Raw genomic sequence first — 20,661 nt, forward strand, 5'->3', positions numbered from 1 at the left:
AGTTGCTATTAAAATGTGATCTGTGTTCCTATAAATATTTCCCTGGTGTTAGAGAATGTTAGGCCCCATGGTGTAATTGCGTCAATACCGCGGCTAAGGTTATATCTGTTATCGCCTGATCCAACTTCGGGATCAAAACCTTTGTATTTAGTAAATGTCAGCAGGTTTTTGCCACCAATAAATACCCGCAAGCGATCTATTTTTAATCTTTGCAGCGTGTTTGCAGGCAAGGTATACCCTATATTTAAGGTTTTTAAACGCAGGTAAGATCCATTTTCTATAAAACGGTCAGAAGCTCTTAAATTTTGGTTAGGATCACCCAACACAGCTCTTGGAATATTGGTTTCGGTGTTTTTAGGATAAAAGGTTGTTACTCCTGATACCGGGTTTACGAAAGTTAAATCCGCTTCGCGGAACCTGTTAAGGGTTGAAGCAAAGTTATTATAGTAGTGATACATACCCTCACCCCAATATTTACTATTGTTATAGATCTCGTTGCCCTGAACCCCTTGCCACATCATAGACATATCAAGCGTACCGAATGAAGCAGCATAGCTAACATCAAAATTGAAACCATAGCTAAAAGATGGTATAGGGCTACCAATAAATGCCTTATCCTGATCATTCAAGGCTTTATCGCCATTAATATCCCTAAAGCGTATGTCTCCTAAACGTGCATTTGGAGCAAATGATTTATCGGCGTCTAATTGCTGGCTTGTTTTATAAAGTCCATCGGTTGTATAACCCCAAAATTCACCAATAGAATGCCCAACTGCTGTTCTTGAAACGTTTGAACCACTAGGGTTTACATTGCCCCACAAAATTTCGTTATTGTTACCAAGGCTTAATACTTTGTTTTTTACCACCGAGAAGTTAGCCGATGCTCCGTAGGTAAATTTGCCTGAGCTGTTTTTGTAACCTAATAATACATCTACACCCCGGTTTTGTATGCTGCCCGAATTTAAAACCGGAAAGTTATCTATATAACCTGTTGTATAGGAGATAGGTACATTTACCAGCATATCTTCGGTTTTCTTGTTATAATAATCAACAGTCAATGAGAGTTTATTATCAAACATAGCAAGGTCAAAACCAAAATCCGTTGAGTATTGGCTCTCCCATTTAACACTCGGGTTTGATGGGGTAAGCGGTAATGCCCCCGTTACTTTTACGCCATTTAAATAATACCATACGTGATCAAAACTTACTGTTCTCTGGTACTGGTATTGCGCGATATCAGAATTACCTAATGCACCATAACTGGCCCTTAGCTTTAAATCGCTTATAAAAGATACATCTTTCATAAAGTCTTCCTGGCTTAGTCTCCATCCGGCTGATACAGATGGGAAATTGCCATACCTGTACTTTTCGCTAAAGTTGGCTGAACCATCGCGGCGGAAGTTGAACGTCAAAAGGTACTTGCTGTCGTAACTGTAATTGATACGGCCCAATATAGAGTACATTGCCGATTGACCTATTCCCGAGCCTATTACTTTAGAATTTGGAGATGTAGTTAAGCCAAGGATCAAAACGTCTGGGCTTGGCAAAGCCCTGGCGCCTGCATTCAGTGCTTTATATTTTGATTCTTCTGAGGTTACACCAGCTACAGCGCTGAAATTATGCTTACCAATTGATTTGTCGTAATTTACCGTGTGCTCAATTAACCAGCGGTTATTTTGGGTAGATGATATGTTTAACTCATCAGGATCATGATTTTGATACTGACCAACAGAATAGGCAGAGTTGTAGTTTTGCGTGCGAGTTCTGTTCAAATCAATACCGACGTTGATTTTATACTTTAATCCAGGTATAAATTCGTATGATGCCCATACGTTGCCGTTAAGGGATAGCGACTCGTTATTATTCTCGTTAAGATAAGCGTTGGCCAATGGGCTTGCACCGTCTGTGCCGTTACCTGCGCCAGCAAAACCTGTAGCGCTGTTAGGATCGTATAAGGGCAAAGTTGATGACCAGCGCTGCGCATCTATTACATTCTTGTCACTCCAGTTGCGTGTAGAAAGGTTAAGACTCATGCTTTCGCCAACCTTTAACTTGCCTTTTGTAAAATCAGATAAAAATTGTAAGCCGTAGTTTTTTGAACCGTCTCTAATAATAACCGGTCTGTCTGTGCCATAAATGCCGTTTAAACGGAAATTGGCATTTTGCGACCCACCGCTAACAGAAAGGTTATGCCTTTGATAGCCACCTCTACGCATAACAGCATCCATCATATTATACCCCTCGCCTATTGCTGCCGGGTTTGATAAAGCCGGAAGATAATCGGTACGGGCAGGGTTCTGATTATACATTTCCTCGTTAATTAGTTCTGCCAACTGCTGCCCGTTAAGCACATCAATTTTATGGGTGAGATCCTTTAACCCTGCAAAGCCGTAATAGTCTATTTTAACCGGACCATCTTGCCCGCGTTTAGTGGTAATTAAAATTACACCGTTAGCACCCCTTGAACCGTAAATGGCAGCTGATGCAGCGTCTTTAAGTATTTGTATGCTGGCGATGTTATTATCATCAGGAACTGCCCCGCCGATCATACCATCAACAACGTATAGCGGATCGGTACTGTTGATAGAACCCACGCCTCTTATACGAATGGTACCATTTGTAACCTGCACACCGGGTACAGTGCCTTGCAACGCAGCCTGAAAACCACCCGGAACTTTAACAAGGTCCTTGGTATTCACAGTTGATATTGCTGAAGTCAGGTCAACTTTCTTTTGCGTTCCGTAACCCACTACAACAATGTCGCCCAAATCATTTCCTGCAGCTTTCAATTGTATTGTCATGGGCTGGGTCGTAACAGCAACCTCTTGAGCTACATATCCTAAAAATTTTACAATCAATATTGCATTATCAGGCGCCTCTAAGGTAAAGCGCCCACTTTTATCTGTTACCGTGCTGGTTTGCGTTCCTTTAACAGTAACAGTAGCGCCTGGAAGCGGCTGCCCCGTTTCATCAAGCACCGTTCCTGTAGCTTTTAGCTGCGCGTTATGGATGCCATTATTCCAATCAGCGAATCGCGCATTTTCCCGGGCTTCTATAACGATTTCGCTAAAGACCCGGGATATTTTTTTTGCTGCCCGTAATTTAGGTGAAAGGATATCCGCAAATGCGGTGGCGTTAAAAAAAAATATGTTTAGTATGGTAAATGCCATGGTTAGTGGCTGCCTAAAGAGGTGATATTTAGCCCCCGCATTCCTGGAAAATATAAAAAATTTCATAATTTTTGTTTTAGGGTGAATAGTAGCAGGTCGCTATTTCAACAACTTGCTATTAATTTTAAAGTGGTCATTTTATCAAGCTGGATTCTCGCGGTTATCCGCGTTAGTCTCATGGATAATTTACATAGGCATTTGTGTTAAAAGTGTAAAACATTGCATTTTCTATTTAACCACTTCTATTTTACCACAGATCGCCTTTGCCTAACCTTTTCAAAACGGGTACGGCTACAAACATACCCGGCCTTTTGCCAACCGATTAATGCAGCGGATGAAAAGCCTTTAAAAAATTTTAAAAAGTCGGTTTCGAAGTAAGGCAATTAGTCATTGCTTAATTCCTACTCACTCTTTCTGAACTCGGTTTATATAAATGGTTAGAGACAAAAATAGAAGTGTTTAAGAAGTCTGACTATCGCAAATTGACAATTATATAGCACTATGGTTCAAATTGCGGTGGTCTAAATTGCTTGATATTGGTCGGTTTTTTACATAATAATTATAAATCAATTATTTGTTATTTAAAACCTCTCGGGGGGATGAGATTAAGTTTTTGCATGAAGTTTTATACTAAAGTTTGCTGACTAAGCAATGCCGTGATGGATTCGATTCTTTATCAAGGTTGCATAAGACGCTGGACATGCCTGCGCCAATGTCCCCATTGGTAAGTTTAATAGTAGCATAGCTATTGTTAATAAAGAATTATTTTTCCGTATTTTTAGATATATTATGTGTAATTCCAAATCATTAATCAAATCGGATCTTTCGCTCTAAAAAACGTGAGTAATTCAATGAGTGGAATTACAAAACAGTCCCAAATACTATTTAAACGCTGATTTTAACACTAGGTGCAAATCCCTCCGGGATCACATCAAAGACTACCAAATATATAAACCCCTGCAAATCGCACGATTAGCAGGGGTTTTACTTTTAGGGAATTACTAAAATTCCCATCAATTCAAAAAAATTGGTGAATGATTCGGTGTTAAGGCAAAACGGTTAAAATTGACTCACCGAATGGCGCATAATCAATTATTGTACAGCTTTTTCATTGCAATTTTCTTTCACGGTCGCTTCCGTAAAATTACCGCCAACGTTTTGGGGCTTTGCGTTCGGGCGGGAATTCGAAGCACAAAAGCTGGTTTTATTACTAAAGTTCAATTGAAAAATTGCCGTTGAATTTTGCACTTCAGCCCGCCTTACTCAAACGGAGAAGCCCTCACCGAAGTTAAACCCTTGTTGGGGGTAGTTTTTAATAATTTCTAAATTCGTTTCCTTTTTCCGTTATTGCCTTTTGAAAATTATTTATTTGTTCTTTCGTAGCTACAATTTCAGTCAATTCAAAAATGTAATTCTTCTTTTGATTTGCACTTATCCATTTCCCTATAATACTATTTTTAGTTAAGGTACCTAAAAAAGTACCTGAAAAATTTGCTGTTGATAGTTCAACCAAACTAATATTTCCGTCATTATTTCGAAAACCGTTTAATAAAATATAATTTTCTTTGTTGTCATATTTATATGCTCCAATAATTGGGTCTGCATTTATTCCTTCGTCTAATCCTTGTAAATAAAGTGTAATTTTTATAGTATTGTTAATTGTGCCTTTATACAATTTGCCTGTTTGTCCAAATATCTGGGTAAAAGTTATTAAAAGTAAAAGTGTAAGTATTGTTTTCATTGTTTATTCAATTATTATCTTTTTGTATAAGTATAAGCGCATCCTTCATCACAAATTATTTGATATTTAGGGGTTACCGGATTCAAATAAATTTTTGTTACGTCTTTTTTATCATAATAAACCAAATAGTATTCTTCTTTTTTATTTAGGGTTATTTTTAGCTTTTCTCTATCAAGAGTATAAGTTCCTGAATTTCCCTGTTCATCTTTTACTTTATTGTTTTTTTCAAACGACAATATTTCTCCGTTTTTTATTTGTGTAGTATAAATTTTAGCACCTCCATTACTTTCACTTTGGGCTGTTCTTTGCCATTTTCCTAAAATTGAAAATTTATTATTGTATTGGATAATTTTAGTTTGATTAACACAATCATCGTTACCCGTATCAGTTCTGTTACGAGTATCTTTACCACGATGAAAATAGGTTAAATTCAGCAATAAAATAGTCAAGACTGTTACTGTTAAAATTATACTTTTTGTCATCTCTATTGTTTCAAGGTCTGTTCTGCAAAATTACCGCCAACTAGTAAATATGCGCTATGTTATAGCGTATATTTTTCGTTAAGTTAACGAAATCTATCATTAGATTTCAAATATTCAAACTATCCAGTGGGCTTTTTATCAAACTTTTCTGCTTTGTACTTGCATAAATATAGATCTCGGTCGTCTTTGTACTGCTGTGCCCCAACAACTGCTGGATATACCTGATGGCTGTTCCCGCCTCCAATAAGTGTATCGCAAATGAATGTCTAAGCCCGTGCAGGGTTGGCTTCTGTTTCACAATTTAAACAGATCATGTATATATTTCCCGCCGGGATCACACCAGAGACTATCAAAATATATCAAACCCTGCAAATCGAACGATTAGTAAGGTTTTTTGCTTTTAGGGAACTGCCAAATCGTTAAGAAGCTGTTATCAAATATTTTTTTCCTTGAATACTGGCAGGAGATTATAGATACTAAATTTTTCGTTATCAGTAATTTCTTCGATTAACTTGACTGATCCGCCTATAAAAGTAAATTCCAAGTCGTAATCTGTTACGATACACCAACTTTTATTATCTGGAAATATTGCCGTAGGATTATTCCTGATCTCATCTTTTGACCTTATTGTTCCAATATCTGATAACTTTGATTTAAACAATTTCTCTTCACTCCAACTTGTAGTTTTGAGAAGGCAGTAATAGTAGTTAACCATTTCGTCACCATACTCCTGCTTTATTTTATTCAGCACAAAATCCAATTGCTCATCACCACAATCTCCTTGTTCCGGAAAGCCAACGTACGCAGGCCAATCTGCTACGAGCCCTATTCTAATTTTGTCCTGAGTTTCATTAGCTGTCGAGATATCAAATTTTTCACCGAAGAGATCGAAAAAGGAAGACCATGAAACGGGCTGAAGGCTTTTATTAGCGTTTATAGCGTCATGATTAGCACCACTGTCTGCAACTTTTTTTCGATCTGGGTCGATCCAAAATGGATGTAGCATTATAGCATAACTATCGAAAATAAGCGGACAACAAAGTGTAAGATAGTACCAAAAGGAGTTCTCTGGAGTTCGATTGCCATCAACTTCCACATTCGGGCCCATCGATGCTTGTCGTTTTATCCAGTCGGGTAATAGGTTATCTTCCAAATTCATAAATAAATTTTGAATACTTAATTTATAATTTTTCCCTCAATTCTATTTCAATGTTCCCACGCTTCCTGTCCCTAATGTCCGTAGAGTTCCGAAGGGCTCTACGGATTAGTAAATAGAAAAGAGTCTGTGACTCGCTTTTATTTGAGTTTATAAGTTCAATTTTATTCTTATATCCTTCGAGACGATGCGCTTAACTCTACGGACAGAGGGGGATACATACACCTATACCAACAGCATAAAAAACCTGGCACAATGGCCAAGGTCTGATATTATAACATTCTAAGCAACAAATCATTGTTTCCACCCACCTGGTGGTGGGTCTAAATATAGTGAGAATAACAGATTAGCAAAAAAGAACAACGTTATACCTGCTACTATCCAGCTACCTTTATTATTTTTTTCCTCTGGCCATTTATCAAACCCTTTTACATAATCTTTCCATCTATCATCCCGCCAAAAAGCAAACCACTTTATTATAAGAAGCAATATAAAAGGCACGAGAACCTTAATCGAAATAAAATTAAGTTGACCTCGTGTATGCGATAAAACATCATAATAGCAATTCAATGAAAAGAGAATCCAAATCTCTATGCTAATAACGACAATTATTGCTTTAGTATCAGTTAGCCATCTTGTAGTTTTAAAAGCTTCAAAAAGTCTATAATACTTATAGAACAGATAATAGTACATTTTTTTCGCGTCCATATAATTTAATTTATTTGAGGTTCGCCTATGTGGCTAAAATTGATATGGACCTCTCCATACTTATGAAAAAGACCGCTTACCCATGCCTGTCCGTAGAGTTCCGCAGGGCTCTTACGGATTAGTAAATAGAAAAGAGTCTGTGACTGGCTTTTATTTGAGTTTATAAGTTCAATTTTATTCTAATATCCGTAGAGACGCTATGCTTAACTCTACGGACAGAGGGGGTATTGGTGTGAATATTAACCTATTCGCATAATAAAAACGAAAACTGCTTTGTCAAAGTCAGAAAAAACAAATTCAGAATGGGCGATAATATTATTCGATAATATTATCCAATTTCTTTCTTAGAAAACTGAGTATTGATTCAAAGTTATCTAGTGTATCACTCGAAAATTCAAAATAGGAACGGTTAATTAAGTTCTCTTGTATTGATCTATTAAAATGTGTTTTGTTGAATGACGAACTTTCGGGGTAACTATCCAGTTGCAATTTAATAGCATCATTATTCTCAAATAACGACTCGAGTGCTTTTGAACACCATTCATCATTGATATCACTTAATATGAAGATTCGCTTCTCAATATAAATTCCAAATTTCTCAATATATCGATCTTTTTCTTTTTGGCCTGCTTTGTCAGAGTCAAGAAGAATTATAAATTCCTTATTCCAACCCATATAGAGACTAATGAGTGTATCAAGATTACCAGACCCAGTACTTGGCGCTAAATTAAGTCTTTCATCAGTTAAAACAATCTCATTAAAGTAGGCAAGAGTATAGAAATCATTTTTTCCTTCAAGGAAAATGCATTTTGGTATATTTTCCAGATTACTAGGGCAATAATCTAACACATCCAATATTGGTTGAAAATAGGCTGTATTGTGAGGATGCTTGGTAGCAAATTCTCGATAAGATTCAATAATAATATTTGTCTTCTTAATATTGAACACTTCAATTTTTTCTAACTGAAAACCCTCATTTTTTACTACATAAGTACTCTCAAGCCAATTTGGATTAATCAAGTGGTGGCTATGGGTTGTATAGATCACCTTTGAGTTCTTGGTTAGATTTTCAAAACTCTTCAATAATTGAGTCTGAGCTGAAGGGTGTAGATTGGATGCTGGCTCATCAAAAAGATAAATTACGCTTTTTGGAGAGTTTTTCCTGTATGGGCGAAATTGGGTGAAAAGCAGGAAGATAAAAAACCATCTAAAGCCCAATGATCGCTCGTTTATAAGATAAATTCCATCTTCAGACTCAATTTCCAGTTCTAAAAAAGCCAAATTTTCACCATCAACATCATATCTAATAATAATCCTCGTGTCTTGTATCTTCCGCTTAAAGATTTTATTCCACGCGTCAAAAATGATATCAGAAATTTTTCTCTCCATTTTTTGGATAAGACGGTCTAAATTTCTCTTATCATTTTTGTCATCGCTTCTCATTCTACTTAAAATATGAGTTTCGATTTCCGTATCATTATCAAGAGAGTTTAAAACATCTTGTACCAAATCAAAGTAAAATGCCTCTTTAGATGTTGGCTTACCAGAAAACTCAAGGTAAAGTTTAGACGGAAAATCAAAGAGAAAATTAGGATAATAAAGAATACTGGGGATTAATTTTCTGACAAAATTTGCGAGAATAATATTATCCTTTGCATATTTTTTATCACCAATGTGGGTGTAATTTTCACTATGATCACCCTCTAAAATTCCATCTAGACCTGACCATTTCTTATCAAGTTCAACGAACTGCGAGTTTTCATATGAATAGTGACGATAATAGGTTAGTTTATCAACCTTTTTTATCTTTCTAAAAGATGTGTTCTCAACAGCAAACTGATTAATCTTTTCATAATCATCATCTTCCAAAGATAACTTTACGATTATTGATATAGTATCATTAAAATTATCTCTTCGACTTATTGGTATTAGGGCATTCTCATCTTTAGAATTTTCAGAAGAGTTTAGAGAATCCAAAGATTCGTCGTTTGGATTAAACATGTTAAGCGCTTCTAATATTGTAGTCTTTCCACTTTCATTTAGACCTACCAAGGTAAAAATATTAGCATCTGGGGATTTATCAAGACTAAAGGTTAGATCCTCAATACCTTTAAAATTTTTAATATTGAATTCGATAAATTTCATAGAGCGTCTCTGTTTTATTTAAATATCAGTTAAATATTAAAGAATATAATAAAATGATTTCCGAATATTGTAAAAAATAAGAGTAATAAAAATTGAGTGATAAATTTATTAACTCCAACGGCAGACTTCTGACTTTTCAATAGTATCAAAAAACATACCTCACTCAGTTTCTAGGTGCATGTGCAGAATATCAGCTAGCCACTACAATAGTCTGATTCTAAATCCCATCTTTACAGATAGTATAAAGATTTCAGCCTTGATAAATTTTATTCTAAACTGTGCTTTTTAGATAAACCGGGCTCTGCATAATCGATATTCAGCTATTTATTACCTGCGCCTGCTCAATTTCATTTAAAGATTTTCCATTTTCGTCTTTCCATACACTTCTACCATTTACTGAATAACCTAGTGTAACAGCAGCAGCAGCTGATGGACTTTCAAATAGATAATTCTTTGCATAATAAAGATTACCCTGTGTATTGGGAACAATTACTCGATCTTGAATTAATTTTTCTCTCAGTGAGCTATAGCCAAAAGGTTTTGTCTTTCCAGAAACTTGGGACTGTTCTAAGACAACCAACCCTTCGTCTGTTTGAATTGCACTCGCAAATATTCCCTTTACCTTTAGTTCCAGTTTTAAACCTCCAGATGAACTGATGACTACCGAGCTTTCTGTAGTAGCTGTTAACGGAACGTCTATAATTTTGGTTTCGTTAATTTTAATTGGGTTTTCCAGAAATTTGTGGCCAAGTGTACCATTCAACAGCTTTACATTTAATAGGAAATCTTCCATTGAATCTTGATCTGGTAAAGGTAATGAACTAAGATTCGGAGAATTTGAATTTTCAACCTTGTAACGGTCAGCATTTAGCGCAATGCTTATCAATCTACTTTCTAAGTACTTAACATGAGATTTAGTCAAATTCTCATCTTTGCTTGAGAACAAAATTACCTCACTCCAAAAATCCTTCTTTGTATCATGATTTTTTAATCTTTCCCACACATTTTCCGCCTCACCAATATAAACCTGATTTTGATTGCTATCATCTTCTCCGATCAAAAAATAAACCCCTGGTCTATTTATTTCCTTCATAAAGAATTTATTTAGGTCGGAAATTTTATTTCTTGGACATGAAAGAGCTTGTATCGTATGATTAACTACTTCTCCCAATTTTATTCCAGAAACATTTCCTTCTTTCAGATAAATTCTGACCGATTTTCCTAATACCATTTTAATTTTCTTAATTATTTTGATTGTTCAATTTCATCATAGTCCTCATTAAAAAAATCGCTCAAACTCACACCAAAACAATTTAAGATGTTGATCAATGTGCCAATTGTGATATTGATATTACCTGCCTCATATTTACCATACTGCGAACGGTTCAGATTGTTCTCATAGGAAAACTTATCTGGACTAGTATAACCTTTAGATTTGCGGAGGGCTTTTAGTCTTAAGCCTATTTTCCTCAATTCCTTTTCGCTTGTTAGGAGATTGTCTTTTGCCATGAAATAAAGTAAAACAAATACTCCATTTTAACACACTCCATAAAAAGAGTATTTTTATTTGGAGTATTGCAAATAACTGATTACCTTAGGGTATTGGATAATCGGAATATATAAGATTAAACAACGATAAAATATTAATGGTCTTGCGGTTGCATTTCTGAAGCCGTGGCGCAAGACAGCAGATTACCCAGCCTATTTATTAATATGCTATATTTGCGTATTCCTAAAATAGGTGCGGGACTGCTGTACACTCGTGTTACGTAAGGCTTCAGAAACTTTTATGCAACCACGAGATGCAGTTCCGCACCTATTTCTGCATCTCCAGGACTCATTTAAATACTACTAACTAAATGAGATCAATATGGAACCAAAATTATCAACAGAAGCCGAACACGCTGTCCATTTCAGGGCGTTTATCCATCGGCTCGCCCAAAAGTTCGAACCACTCCAGGTCTTCAGCTTTTCGCAGAACAGCTCCACTCATCATTCCCAGGGCTGCTTTATTGACAACCAAGGCTATTTTAAATGCGACTATTGCCTATTGGTAGTTACCGAAACGGCAACCCGAATAGATTATGAAATGCAGGATTTCGCCAACAGCTATTATCAGCATGGAACGATTACGGTGATCTCCCATGGCAGGCAATCCGTTATCGATGCAGTACAGCAAAACAGCCGCTTTTTTATCAGCGTGATTACATACGGAAAACTGCTCTATAGTAAGGACGGACTGTTAGATAGTGATCCAATATCTACGTTTATCCCCACAAAGGGCGCAATCAAGGCGCTTAAACATTACGAACATCGCATACCACTGGCTGACGGATTTCTGATGTGCGCATCCGAATGCCTGGAGAAGGAACAGTTTGGGATATGTGCCTTTATGCTCCATCAGGCTGTAGAACAGACTTGTATCTGTCTGGTGAGGGTTCATATTGCCTACCGTTCGGAGTTCCATAACCTTTACCGCCTGCTCCGTTTGTGTACTTGCTTTTCTGAAAAGCCTTTTCAACTTTTCCTGTCCACTCCCGAAGATGAAAGGCTGTTTGATATAATGTCAAAGAGCTATTCTGGTTCACGTTATAAAGATGATTTTACGGTTTCCCGGCAGGATGCGGAGCGTCTTTACCAAAGGGTCGCCTCTTTTCTTTTGCTGGCAAAAGAACTGTGCCACGAAAAAATAGAACTGCTGGCTAAATCGGCATCAGATTATGCAGTCTTAAAAAACACCGATCATGTACAGATCGAAAAAATATTACAGACCAATATTTGAATTATGAAGAAGCAAATAATAACAATATCAGACAACAGGATTGTTTATCTAAACAATGATGAAATAACAGATCCGATAAAAGTGGTACACGATTTTTTCAGTCACGCATGGTTGCCCAATCATTTGAAGATGCTGAAACGCTGGCGAAACGATGCAGCGCTTGAATCCGAAAAATCAAAAAAATGTAGCCCAGACTACCTCGTTTATCATTACGAACTGACCATAAAGCTGATAGAGGCCGCCTGGCTCTTAAAGCGCCACAAGCCTGGCAGACTTGACATTGATGACAAACAGGAAAGGGATATCGCAAAATGGTACATCAAAACGGAAAGGAAGAAGCTACGGCACTATCCTGAAAATCTGAGCATTCGGGAGATCGTAAAGCCTTCATCTGTAATCAAGAAAATGTTCAGGATCTATAAACCGGATGGGTACAAAAAAATCCTGCACACCTGGCTTCATAATGCGCTGAGCAGCTCCTTCATAGAAGAAAGCCTGTCTAAATCTGAAGTCATCACAGTTTACGAACAATTGGTCAAACTGTTTGAGGCTACGTGGCTGATTAGTGAGCGCATAAAAGATGGTTAATTAAAACTTTATTTCCGTCCCAACTGAACGAACGGCCTAGCGGAAAAGAAAAGTCAACCACCAAATCTTTGCCGTACATATGCTACATCCCTTGCTAGTTCATTAATGTGCTCAAAATTATGGGAATTATATGGTGCGCTAGATACACTTGAAATTTTACTGTGTATTTTTTGCGTAAAAATTGATATTTCCGCATATTTATATCAGAGCATTGCAACTAATACATATTAAAAAATAGTGAGTAGATTCAATGAGTCGAATTATTACAGCCTCAAACACTATTTAGCGATGATTGTCGCACCAGTTGTGAACCTCATCAGGAGTTATTATAGTAATTTAATCAACTGTAATTCAAATACTTATAAAGTACTTGTTTTTTTTCACAATCAATATTACTGTCGATTTTTAGTAGAGCCCTTATTTTAGTTCTCAAATTTAATAACATAAATTTCTTACACATATTACCGACTTGAGCATTTCAATAACGCAATGTTGTTCAAAATTAGTATGTTTAGCTTTTAATCTCTCAAACATGCCAAGAAAATTTAATTTAGGCAACTTCATTCAAGTTAATCATATAGCCAAGTCGATTGAACTATTGACCTACCAACTAAAACAAACAAGCCCACTATATAACAATCTCGATTTTTCATTATACAGAGACTCTGGCCTAGACAAAATTGATCCAGAAATATATTATAACGATTTCGTGAAGAGAGATTCATTATACTATTTTGAAAGCCTTTTTTTTTCAGAAAAATATTATAGTATTCAAAGGGCATATAAAATACGTGAGTTTCACTTTCTTTCACTAAATGCTTTAATCATATACTATGCTATAGGTTTTTATATTTTAGAATTGTTAGAAAAAAGGTTAGCAATTCAACAAGAGCTTTATTCAAAAAAAAATATCCATATATATTATGGAGGTAAGCTAAACTTTCAAAATCCAACGGATAGTAAGATTTTCTACTATGAGGACTACAAAGATTTTTTACTACACAAGGAGCAACTCACTAAACCAGAAGAGTCTAAAAACGTATTCGCACTATCTTTAGATATAAAATCGTTTTTTTATACAGTTAATCATAAAATACTATTAGATACAATCGATAAAACTGCAACAGTTAGTATTAAAAAGGCATTAAATTATAATGACGACACAAAAGAAGCACTTTTAATCATTCTTAATTATTTGCAACATAACAAATTGGGATTACCTGTAGCTAATCAGAATATTGTTTCAAGCTTTCTTAGCTCAGTATATTTCACAACTTTTGACCAATATGTTATTGATAATTATCTAAATGATGATAAGTATCATTACATCAGGTACGTTGATGACTTCTATTTAATTTTCAAGGAATCTTCTGATGCAGATCAAACACAAATCAGACAAAGGATTTATAATATTGAAAATGACTTCTCAAGCTTTCTCATTAATAATTTACAATTGGCAATTAGTAGCTCAAAAAGTGAGAGATATTTAATTTCGAATATTGAATCACAGATAGAGTTTTTGAAAGCTAGTAGTATAGATAGTCCCTTTGACCTAGAGTTTGATTTGGAAGATCTTTACAAAAATTCAGTAATGAATTTAGATCTTAATGGAAAAAAAATTCCGCAGATTTTCGAGGAGTGCATTACAATTATCGAAAAAATTCGTAGTAAAAGCTATGAGCTTCAACAACTAGATATCAATACAAAAGACTCAGCCTACCTGAATCATATTCTAATTCTTAAAGCTTGTCTCGCTTATTCAAAGAGTGAAGATGCAATTAAATTGATTGAGTCAAAAGGGATCTTTAAAGATTTAGATTCTATAGACTTCCTCTTATTGAAACCAAAAGTATTTTTTCATTTAATTACTTTGACAAAGGAAAGTAGAGCAGATTTTTTCAAGTTTATTGTAAATAATTTCACTACAACCGATAGTGTGTTGCCGAAATTAACAATTGTAGATAAGTTTATACATCAAATATTCTTTATAATAAGTGAAAGTAAAGATGAAAAGAAAACTGAATTAATTCAAGAATTTAAAGAGTACAAAGGGCAACTATTGGATATTCTTTTCGGTTTACGAAAAAAAATCTCACAAAATAGTTATCTAGATTTAATTCTTAATACCCTAGTTCCTAATTCTGTAAAACTAAATTTTGAGCCAATTTACGAATCAAAATTTCTCAACGAAAACATACCGCTTGTTCAACAAATTAAACTTAGGCGAATCAACGAAATAAGTTTTCATCACTCTGTAAGCTTCAATCACTTATTAAATGAATTTCAAAATTTATTTGAGTTGACTTATTTTAATTCTGAACAAAAGACAGCAAAAGATATCGCGCAAAAAATGGCAGATGAAAATTATAACGGAGAAGAAATAACATTTGTTACCAATTTTTTTGAAAGGAGAAATCAAAACTCTATATCTCATACTAATACCGATGACATAGGTATCTGGGCGGTTAGTCAAGCAGAATATGAAGACTACAAGATAAGACGAGAGCCATTACTATCAAAAATTTATAAAAAATTACTCAACAACTAATAATGCATATATAGTCTAATTATGAACGCTAATAGAGTAAATGCAACGCCAAATGAACAACTAATACTTTTTGGCGAAGTTAATGGAATTTGCCCTCTTTGTCCTAAGAAATTAATGTTCACTAAAAAGCAGCAAAATCATAGGGGATTTGAAATTGCCCATATTTATCCCTTAAACCCTAAACCAGAAGAATTGATTGCTCTCAAAGGGGTTGAAAAACTAAGCGATGATCCCAACGATATCAAAAACTTGATATGCCTTTGTGTTGAATGCCATACAAAATTTGACAAGCCCAGAACATTAGATGAATACAATAATCTATTGATAATTAAAAACGAACTGATCCACAACCATAACCAAAAAGATTTATGGGTAAACACGAAAATTGAAGTAGAAATTGAAGATATTTTAGACTTTCTGGCCAACGAAGATATTGATTTCGAATCTGAAGATATTTTAAGCTACAATTCTAAGCGGATTGACGACAAAATTAATGACACTATCACATTATTAACCAAAAGAAAAATACATAGAAATGTTCAAGATTATTTTTCTCTAATTCAAAGAAAATTCAAAGAGATAGATAAATTACAACCACTAACTAGCGAAACGATATCGCAACAGGTTAAAACATATTATTTAATGCTGAGGAAGCAGAATTCAAAAATAAGCCAAAGAGAAGTTTTTGATTCAATGGTTTTTTGGTTGAATAAAATCACAAATCACAATCAGAAAGAACCTGCAGAAATTATTATATCATATTTTATTCAAAACTGTGAAATTTTCGAATGATTTATCCAAATAAAAATATAAGGTTTGAAGAGTCGATAATATTTAAGATGCTTTCAATCCTCGAAGAATTAAAGAGAAAGGAATTTAGTATAACTGAAATGTATCATCGGACTTTATCAAATTTTAAGAATCCAGACGAATACATTTATGCTCTGGATGTCCTATATATCCTTGATATGATTGAATTAAATTATGAGACTGAAACTTTGAGATATGTTAAAGGAAATTAAGTGTAATCTATTTACCGAAAAAATCCTAGCTTTTAAGCCGGGATTAAATACAATTGTCGGCGATTCAGTTTCAACAAACTCAATTGGCAAGTCTACATTGTTAATGATTATTGATTTCGTATTCGGTGGTAATTCTTATTTACAGAAAAATTCTGGTTCAATCAAAGAACTCGGAGCGCTAACTTTTTATTTTTGTTTTGAATTTGAGAAAAATCTTTACCGTTTCTCAAGAAATACTGAATCGCCTGAGCGGATTGAAGTTTGCAACGTTGATTATAAACCAATATCGCAAATTGATATAGATGAATATACTGACTTGCTAAAATCGAAATATGCCATTATTAATGCTCTGTCATTTAGAGCTATTGTTGGTGTCTATTCAAGAATCTGGGGGAAAGACAATAATAATGTAAATAAACCTCTACAGTCTTTTTTGAAAGAGCCAGAATCTACTTCAATAACGGTATTAATAAAGCTATTCAATAAATACGAATCTATTTCTCAAACTGAAAAAAGTATAAAAAGTAAAGTTGAGTCAAAACGAATTATTGAAGGAATTCATAATAAGAATTATGTTGAAAGGGTTACTAAAACTCAATTTAAAGCCAATGAGGTTTTAATTTCAGAGAAAAAAAATCAGATTAATGATATTAAAGATAATTTATTACAATTTACGTTAAACATTGAGGAGCTGACCGGAAAGGAAATAATTAAACTTAAAACAGAAAAAAGTAAACTGCTAGAGGTTCAAAATGTAGTCCTAAATAAAATTAAACGTTTAGAACTTAACCTTGAGGGAAAGAGCGTTAAAAGTAAGTATTTTCAAAGATTATCTTCCTTTTTTGAATCTCCTAACGAAAAAAAGATTGAAGAGATAGAAACATTTCATGATAACATTACTGCAATACTGAAAAAGGAAATTAATTCAGCTATTAAAGTTCTACAAGAAGAAAACTTCAATTACACAAATCGTATAGCAGAAATAGATAATGAGATTTCACAACTGCTAAAGAATGTTGATAGCCCAAAATTCATAATTGAAAAGCTCTATGATTTGACAATAGAGATTAACAAACTGGAAACAACAAACCGGTTCTATTCTGAAAAATTCGATGTAATAGAGGATTTAAGTAGACTCAATGATTCTCTTTCAGCTATTACTTATGACATATTGAGAGAAATTGAGTCTTTGATTAACACAGAGTTAATTAAAATAAATAAAATTGTCCATAGTGAGGCAAAAAAAATTCCACGATTAATACTTAATAAAAAAAACTATAGTTTCGATCATTCTGGAGATACAGGTACAGGGAAATCTTATTCTGACCTTATTGAGTTTGATTTAGCTATACTAAATCTTACTAGCTTACCCTTTTTAATTCATGATTCACCATTATTTAAAAACATTGGAGATCTAATTTTTCAAAATATTATAGCATTATACGGTACTATCAAGAAGCAAATCTTTATAGCGGTAGACGGCATAGAAAAATTTGACACAGATACAATTGATTTAATTGAAAGTAAAAAAGTCATTCAGTTAGCTGATAAAAAGCAGTTATTTATTAAAGATTGGAGAATAAAATAAACGCAAATCAGAGCTGAAAAATGCTTGTGATCTAAATAATAAGTTGATGGAAATAATATTAATAAATGACTTGTAAAAGCTTGACCGCTTAATTTGCAACAATTTGAGCTTCTGAAAATAGAAAGTCATCTGAGTGATCGCAAATTGCGGTTAATTCTTAAACGTTGAAAATTGAACGAAGTTCACGTCCCAGCGGGATCACAGAAATCCTCCAACTTTCGTCCGAGGATTTTCCTTTAAAAAGATTTTACCATGCTAAAATCCCGAATAGCCGTTTATTCCCCCTTTACCCGGCTGCTCCGACACAGCCGTACACCAACTAAACCTTACGCTAACCTTCTCCTTACCTCTTATTGAGCTATTGTTAACCTTCCAATCCAAAGCGACGCAAATCTTTGACCTACCTGATCTACACCGGGGCTACAACTCACCCGAAGTAAGTGTGAAGTTTGTGCAAGCAAGTACCAGGCAAGCCTGGCCGGAAGGTGGCCTAAACGTGATACAATTCTTTAAAAGAATGTGTCACTTTTTTTAGTCTTGTCACATGCTTTACCATCCGCTAACATCCTTAATCAATCGATGGATGCCTTTTCCTGAGTTTGGCTATGCAATGCCCCGTTTTGACTACGCCAGGGAGCCGAATGCTGACGAACTTTGCCTGTATCAAAATCAAAATAAAATGAAACAGTCAAAAACACCTATTATCAGTTTTAGTCCGGTTGTGTTACCAGTTGCGGGCCGTCATGTAGACCTCGAAATGAAAGTTTCTGCTCCCTCGAGAGGAAACCACCTGCCGGTTATTCTTCTTTCGCATGGACATGGCCCCTCCAATTTTCTTTCTTCGTACAAAGGATATGGCCCCATGGCAGATTTTTTTGCCGCAGAAGGCTTTGTTGTCATCCAGCCTACTCATCAAAATTCCAAAGCGCTCGGACTTTCCCCATCCCTTCCCGAAGCACCCTTGTTTTGGAGCTCGCGGCCAGCGGACATGAAATTTATCATGAACCATCTGGACGAAATTATTGCCACAGTACCTGGCTTAACCGGAAGAGTTGATAAAGCAAACGTGGCTGCCATCGGCCATTCGATGGGCGGCCAGACCTTAGCCATGCTGGCTGGCATGGAAGTAACTGACCCGGCAACAGGCAAAATAGTGAACGCCGCAGAACCGAGATTAAAGGCCCGGGTGCTAATTGGTGCGTCTGGTGGACCCGAAGGATTTAACGGAGCCGCCAGACAACACTATCCTGTATTGGCGGCAGGCAATTTCAGTACTATGACTTTGCCAGCCCTTATTGTAAATGGAGACCAGGACAAAAACCTCATGTTCTCTGATGTAGACAATTGGCGTGCGGATGCTTATTATCAAAGTCCCGGCCCGAAGGATCTGCTGACCGTGTTTGGCGCTGAACACATCTTTGGTGGCATATCAGGATATGATGCCCGCGAAACTAGTGATGAAAATCCGGAGCGTGTTGCTTTTGTATGTGAAAGTATTCTTGCGTACATTCGGAGTACATTCGACCCAACCGATCCAAGTTGGGAACAAGCAAAGAAAAGCCTTAACGGCGTACAGGGTGCGTTAGGCAGTATTGAAAGCAAATCGTAAACAGACAATATGAAGGAAGAAATGTCTAACCACAGATTCAATTCTTTATCAAGGTTGCATAAGGCGCTGGACATGCCGGCGCCTATGCACCCATTGGTAAGTTTAATAAACAATGCCGAAGGCGCCATTCCCCTGGAAAAACTTCCCAGTCCGCACATCTTAAGTTTTTACAAGATCTCTTACAAAATGAACTTCCAGGGAAAGTTCAGATACGGACAGCATTACTACGATTTTGACGAAGGGGGAATGTTTTTTGTTTCACCGAACCAAATTACAGGAGGCCACGCACCATTAAGCGATCAATCGGGTTATACTTTACTTTTCCACCCGGATTTTTTACAGGGTTACGAACTCGCCAAAAAAATTAAAACCTATGGATTTTTTTCCTATTCGATCAATGAAGCGTTGCACTTATCAGAGAAAGAAAAAACCACGATTATTGCTGTTTTCGAAAGTATCGAAGAAGAGTTAAAAGGCAGAATTGACAATTTCAGCCAGGACGTTGTGATTTCCCAGATCGAATTGTTACTAAATTATGCAAATCGGTTCTACAGCCGGCAATTTATCACGCGGAAGGCGGTAAGCAACGATTTGCTTCAAAGGGTAGAAGACACTCTACTCGCCTATTTCCAGTCGCCACAGGCACAAAAGCAGAGGCTTCCAACTGTCCAGTTTCTTTCTGCGCAATTAAACGTCAGTGCCAGTTATTTAAGTGATATGCTGCGATCACTTACCGGGCAAAATGCACAACAGCACATTCATCATCACCTGATCGAAAAAGCAAAGGAACAGTTATCAACAAGTCAGGCTTCGATCAGCGAGATCGCCTATGAATTGGGATTTGAACATCCCCCATCCTTTAGTAAACTATTTAAGCTCAAAACCAGTATGTCTCCCTTGGATTTCAGACGTTCTTTCAATTAAGCATATTCGGGCAAAGTGTATCGTTACACTTAAGGCTGATAAAGACTCACCGTATTTATTCAATTAAATCCCATACTCAATTGGGTGGAAAAGCTTAATTGATAATGACTACTTTAACAAGTATTTTAGGCTGATCCATCTCAGATTTGAATCCCGTAAGCATTTCTAAATCTTATATCAAATGTTTCGGGTTTTGTG

17 protein-coding genes are annotated in these 20,661 nt (G+C 35.7%); 8 read left to right on the forward strand and 9 right to left on the reverse strand.

Annotation, left to right across the window (positions count from 1 at the left end):
• Nucleotides 1–8: 8 nt before the first annotated feature.
• The 9 genes from ACUN24_RS18715 to ACUN24_RS18755 form a co-directional block, all read right to left on the reverse strand.
• Nucleotides 9–3,236, reverse strand: coding sequence for a SusC/RagA family TonB-linked outer membrane protein (locus ACUN24_RS18715; RefSeq protein ID WP_445563878.1), 3,228 nt, complete (start codon nt 3,234–3,236; stop codon nt 9–11).
• 1,246 nt (nt 3,237–4,482) lie between these two features.
• Nucleotides 4,483–4,911 carry a hypothetical protein gene (locus ACUN24_RS18720; RefSeq protein WP_445563879.1) on the reverse strand — a complete coding sequence of 143 codons (429 nt, stop codon included), beginning with the start codon at nt 4,909–4,911 and terminating at the stop codon, nt 4,483–4,485.
• Between the two features lie 14 nt (nt 4,912–4,925).
• Nucleotides 4,926–5,393, reverse strand: a complete 468-nt coding sequence (locus tag ACUN24_RS18725) for a hypothetical protein (protein WP_445563880.1) — start codon at nt 5,391–5,393, stop codon at nt 4,926–4,928.
• Nucleotides 5,394–5,499: 106 nt separating this feature from the next.
• The gene (locus ACUN24_RS18730) at nt 5,500–5,691 is read right to left on the reverse strand and encodes a tyrosine-type recombinase/integrase (RefSeq protein WP_445563881.1); all 192 of its coding nucleotides are present in this window, start codon (nt 5,689–5,691) and stop codon (nt 5,500–5,502) included.
• Nucleotides 5,692–5,826: 135 nt separating this feature from the next.
• Nucleotides 5,827–6,552 carry a hypothetical protein gene (locus tag ACUN24_RS18735; protein WP_445563882.1) on the reverse strand — a complete coding sequence of 242 codons (726 nt, stop codon included), beginning with the start codon at nt 6,550–6,552 and terminating at the stop codon, nt 5,827–5,829.
• A 291-nt stretch (nt 6,553–6,843) separates the two neighbouring features.
• Nucleotides 6,844–7,257: a hypothetical protein gene (locus tag ACUN24_RS18740; protein ID WP_445563883.1), complete on the reverse strand. Its 414-nt coding sequence runs from the start codon at nt 7,255–7,257 to the stop codon at nt 6,844–6,846.
• 315 nt (nt 7,258–7,572) lie between these two features.
• Nucleotides 7,573–9,402: an ATP-dependent nuclease gene (locus tag ACUN24_RS18745; RefSeq protein WP_445563884.1), complete on the reverse strand. Its 1,830-nt coding sequence runs from the start codon at nt 9,400–9,402 to the stop codon at nt 7,573–7,575.
• A 316-nt stretch (nt 9,403–9,718) separates the two neighbouring features.
• Nucleotides 9,719–10,633 carry a GIY-YIG nuclease family protein gene (locus tag ACUN24_RS18750; protein ID WP_445563885.1) on the reverse strand — a complete coding sequence of 305 codons (915 nt, stop codon included), beginning with the start codon at nt 10,631–10,633 and terminating at the stop codon, nt 9,719–9,721.
• Between the two features lie 14 nt (nt 10,634–10,647).
• The gene (locus tag ACUN24_RS18755; protein WP_445563886.1) at nt 10,648–10,911 is read right to left on the reverse strand and encodes a helix-turn-helix domain-containing protein; all 264 of its coding nucleotides are present in this window, start codon (nt 10,909–10,911) and stop codon (nt 10,648–10,650) included.
• A 361-nt stretch (nt 10,912–11,272) separates the two neighbouring features.
• Between ACUN24_RS18755 and ACUN24_RS18760 the strand changes: the two genes are divergently transcribed.
• The 8 genes from ACUN24_RS18760 (at nt 11,273) to ACUN24_RS18795 (ending at nt 20,463) form a co-directional block, all read left to right on the forward strand.
• Complete coding sequence (locus ACUN24_RS18760) at nt 11,273–12,184, forward strand: HEPN domain-containing protein (protein WP_445563887.1); 912 nt, start codon at nt 11,273–11,275, stop codon at nt 12,182–12,184.
• Nucleotides 12,185–12,187: 3 nt separating this feature from the next.
• Nucleotides 12,188–12,772 (forward strand): hypothetical protein, encoded by a 585-nt coding sequence (locus tag ACUN24_RS18765; protein ID WP_445563888.1) that lies wholly within the window; start codon nt 12,188–12,190, stop codon nt 12,770–12,772.
• A gap of 532 nt (nt 12,773–13,304) precedes the next feature.
• Nucleotides 13,305–15,320 carry a hypothetical protein gene (locus ACUN24_RS18770; RefSeq protein WP_445563889.1) on the forward strand — a complete coding sequence of 672 codons (2,016 nt, stop codon included), beginning with the start codon at nt 13,305–13,307 and terminating at the stop codon, nt 15,318–15,320.
• Between the two features lie 21 nt (nt 15,321–15,341).
• Complete coding sequence (locus ACUN24_RS18775) at nt 15,342–16,112, forward strand: ABC-three component system protein (RefSeq protein WP_445563890.1); 771 nt, start codon at nt 15,342–15,344, stop codon at nt 16,110–16,112.
• A complete protein-coding gene (locus ACUN24_RS18780) occupies nt 16,109–16,342 on the forward strand; it encodes an ABC-three component system middle component 7 (RefSeq protein WP_445563891.1) in 234 nt (77 codons plus the stop codon). The genes ACUN24_RS18775 and ACUN24_RS18780 overlap by 4 nt, the downstream gene beginning before the upstream one ends.
• Nucleotides 16,326–17,930: a DUF2326 domain-containing protein gene (locus ACUN24_RS18785; protein ID WP_445563892.1), complete on the forward strand. Its 1,605-nt coding sequence runs from the start codon at nt 16,326–16,328 to the stop codon at nt 17,928–17,930. The genes ACUN24_RS18780 and ACUN24_RS18785 overlap by 17 nt, the downstream gene beginning before the upstream one ends.
• A 544-nt stretch (nt 17,931–18,474) precedes the next feature.
• Nucleotides 18,475–19,539, forward strand: a complete 1,065-nt coding sequence (locus ACUN24_RS18790) for an alpha/beta hydrolase family protein (protein ID WP_445563893.1) — start codon at nt 18,475–18,477, stop codon at nt 19,537–19,539.
• A 9-nt stretch (nt 19,540–19,548) separates the two neighbouring features.
• Nucleotides 19,549–20,463: a helix-turn-helix domain-containing protein gene (locus ACUN24_RS18795; protein ID WP_445563894.1), complete on the forward strand. Its 915-nt coding sequence runs from the start codon at nt 19,549–19,551 to the stop codon at nt 20,461–20,463.
• Nucleotides 20,464–20,661: the final 198 nt, after the last annotated feature.

Source organism: Pedobacter sp. WC2501 (assembly GCF_052682415.1).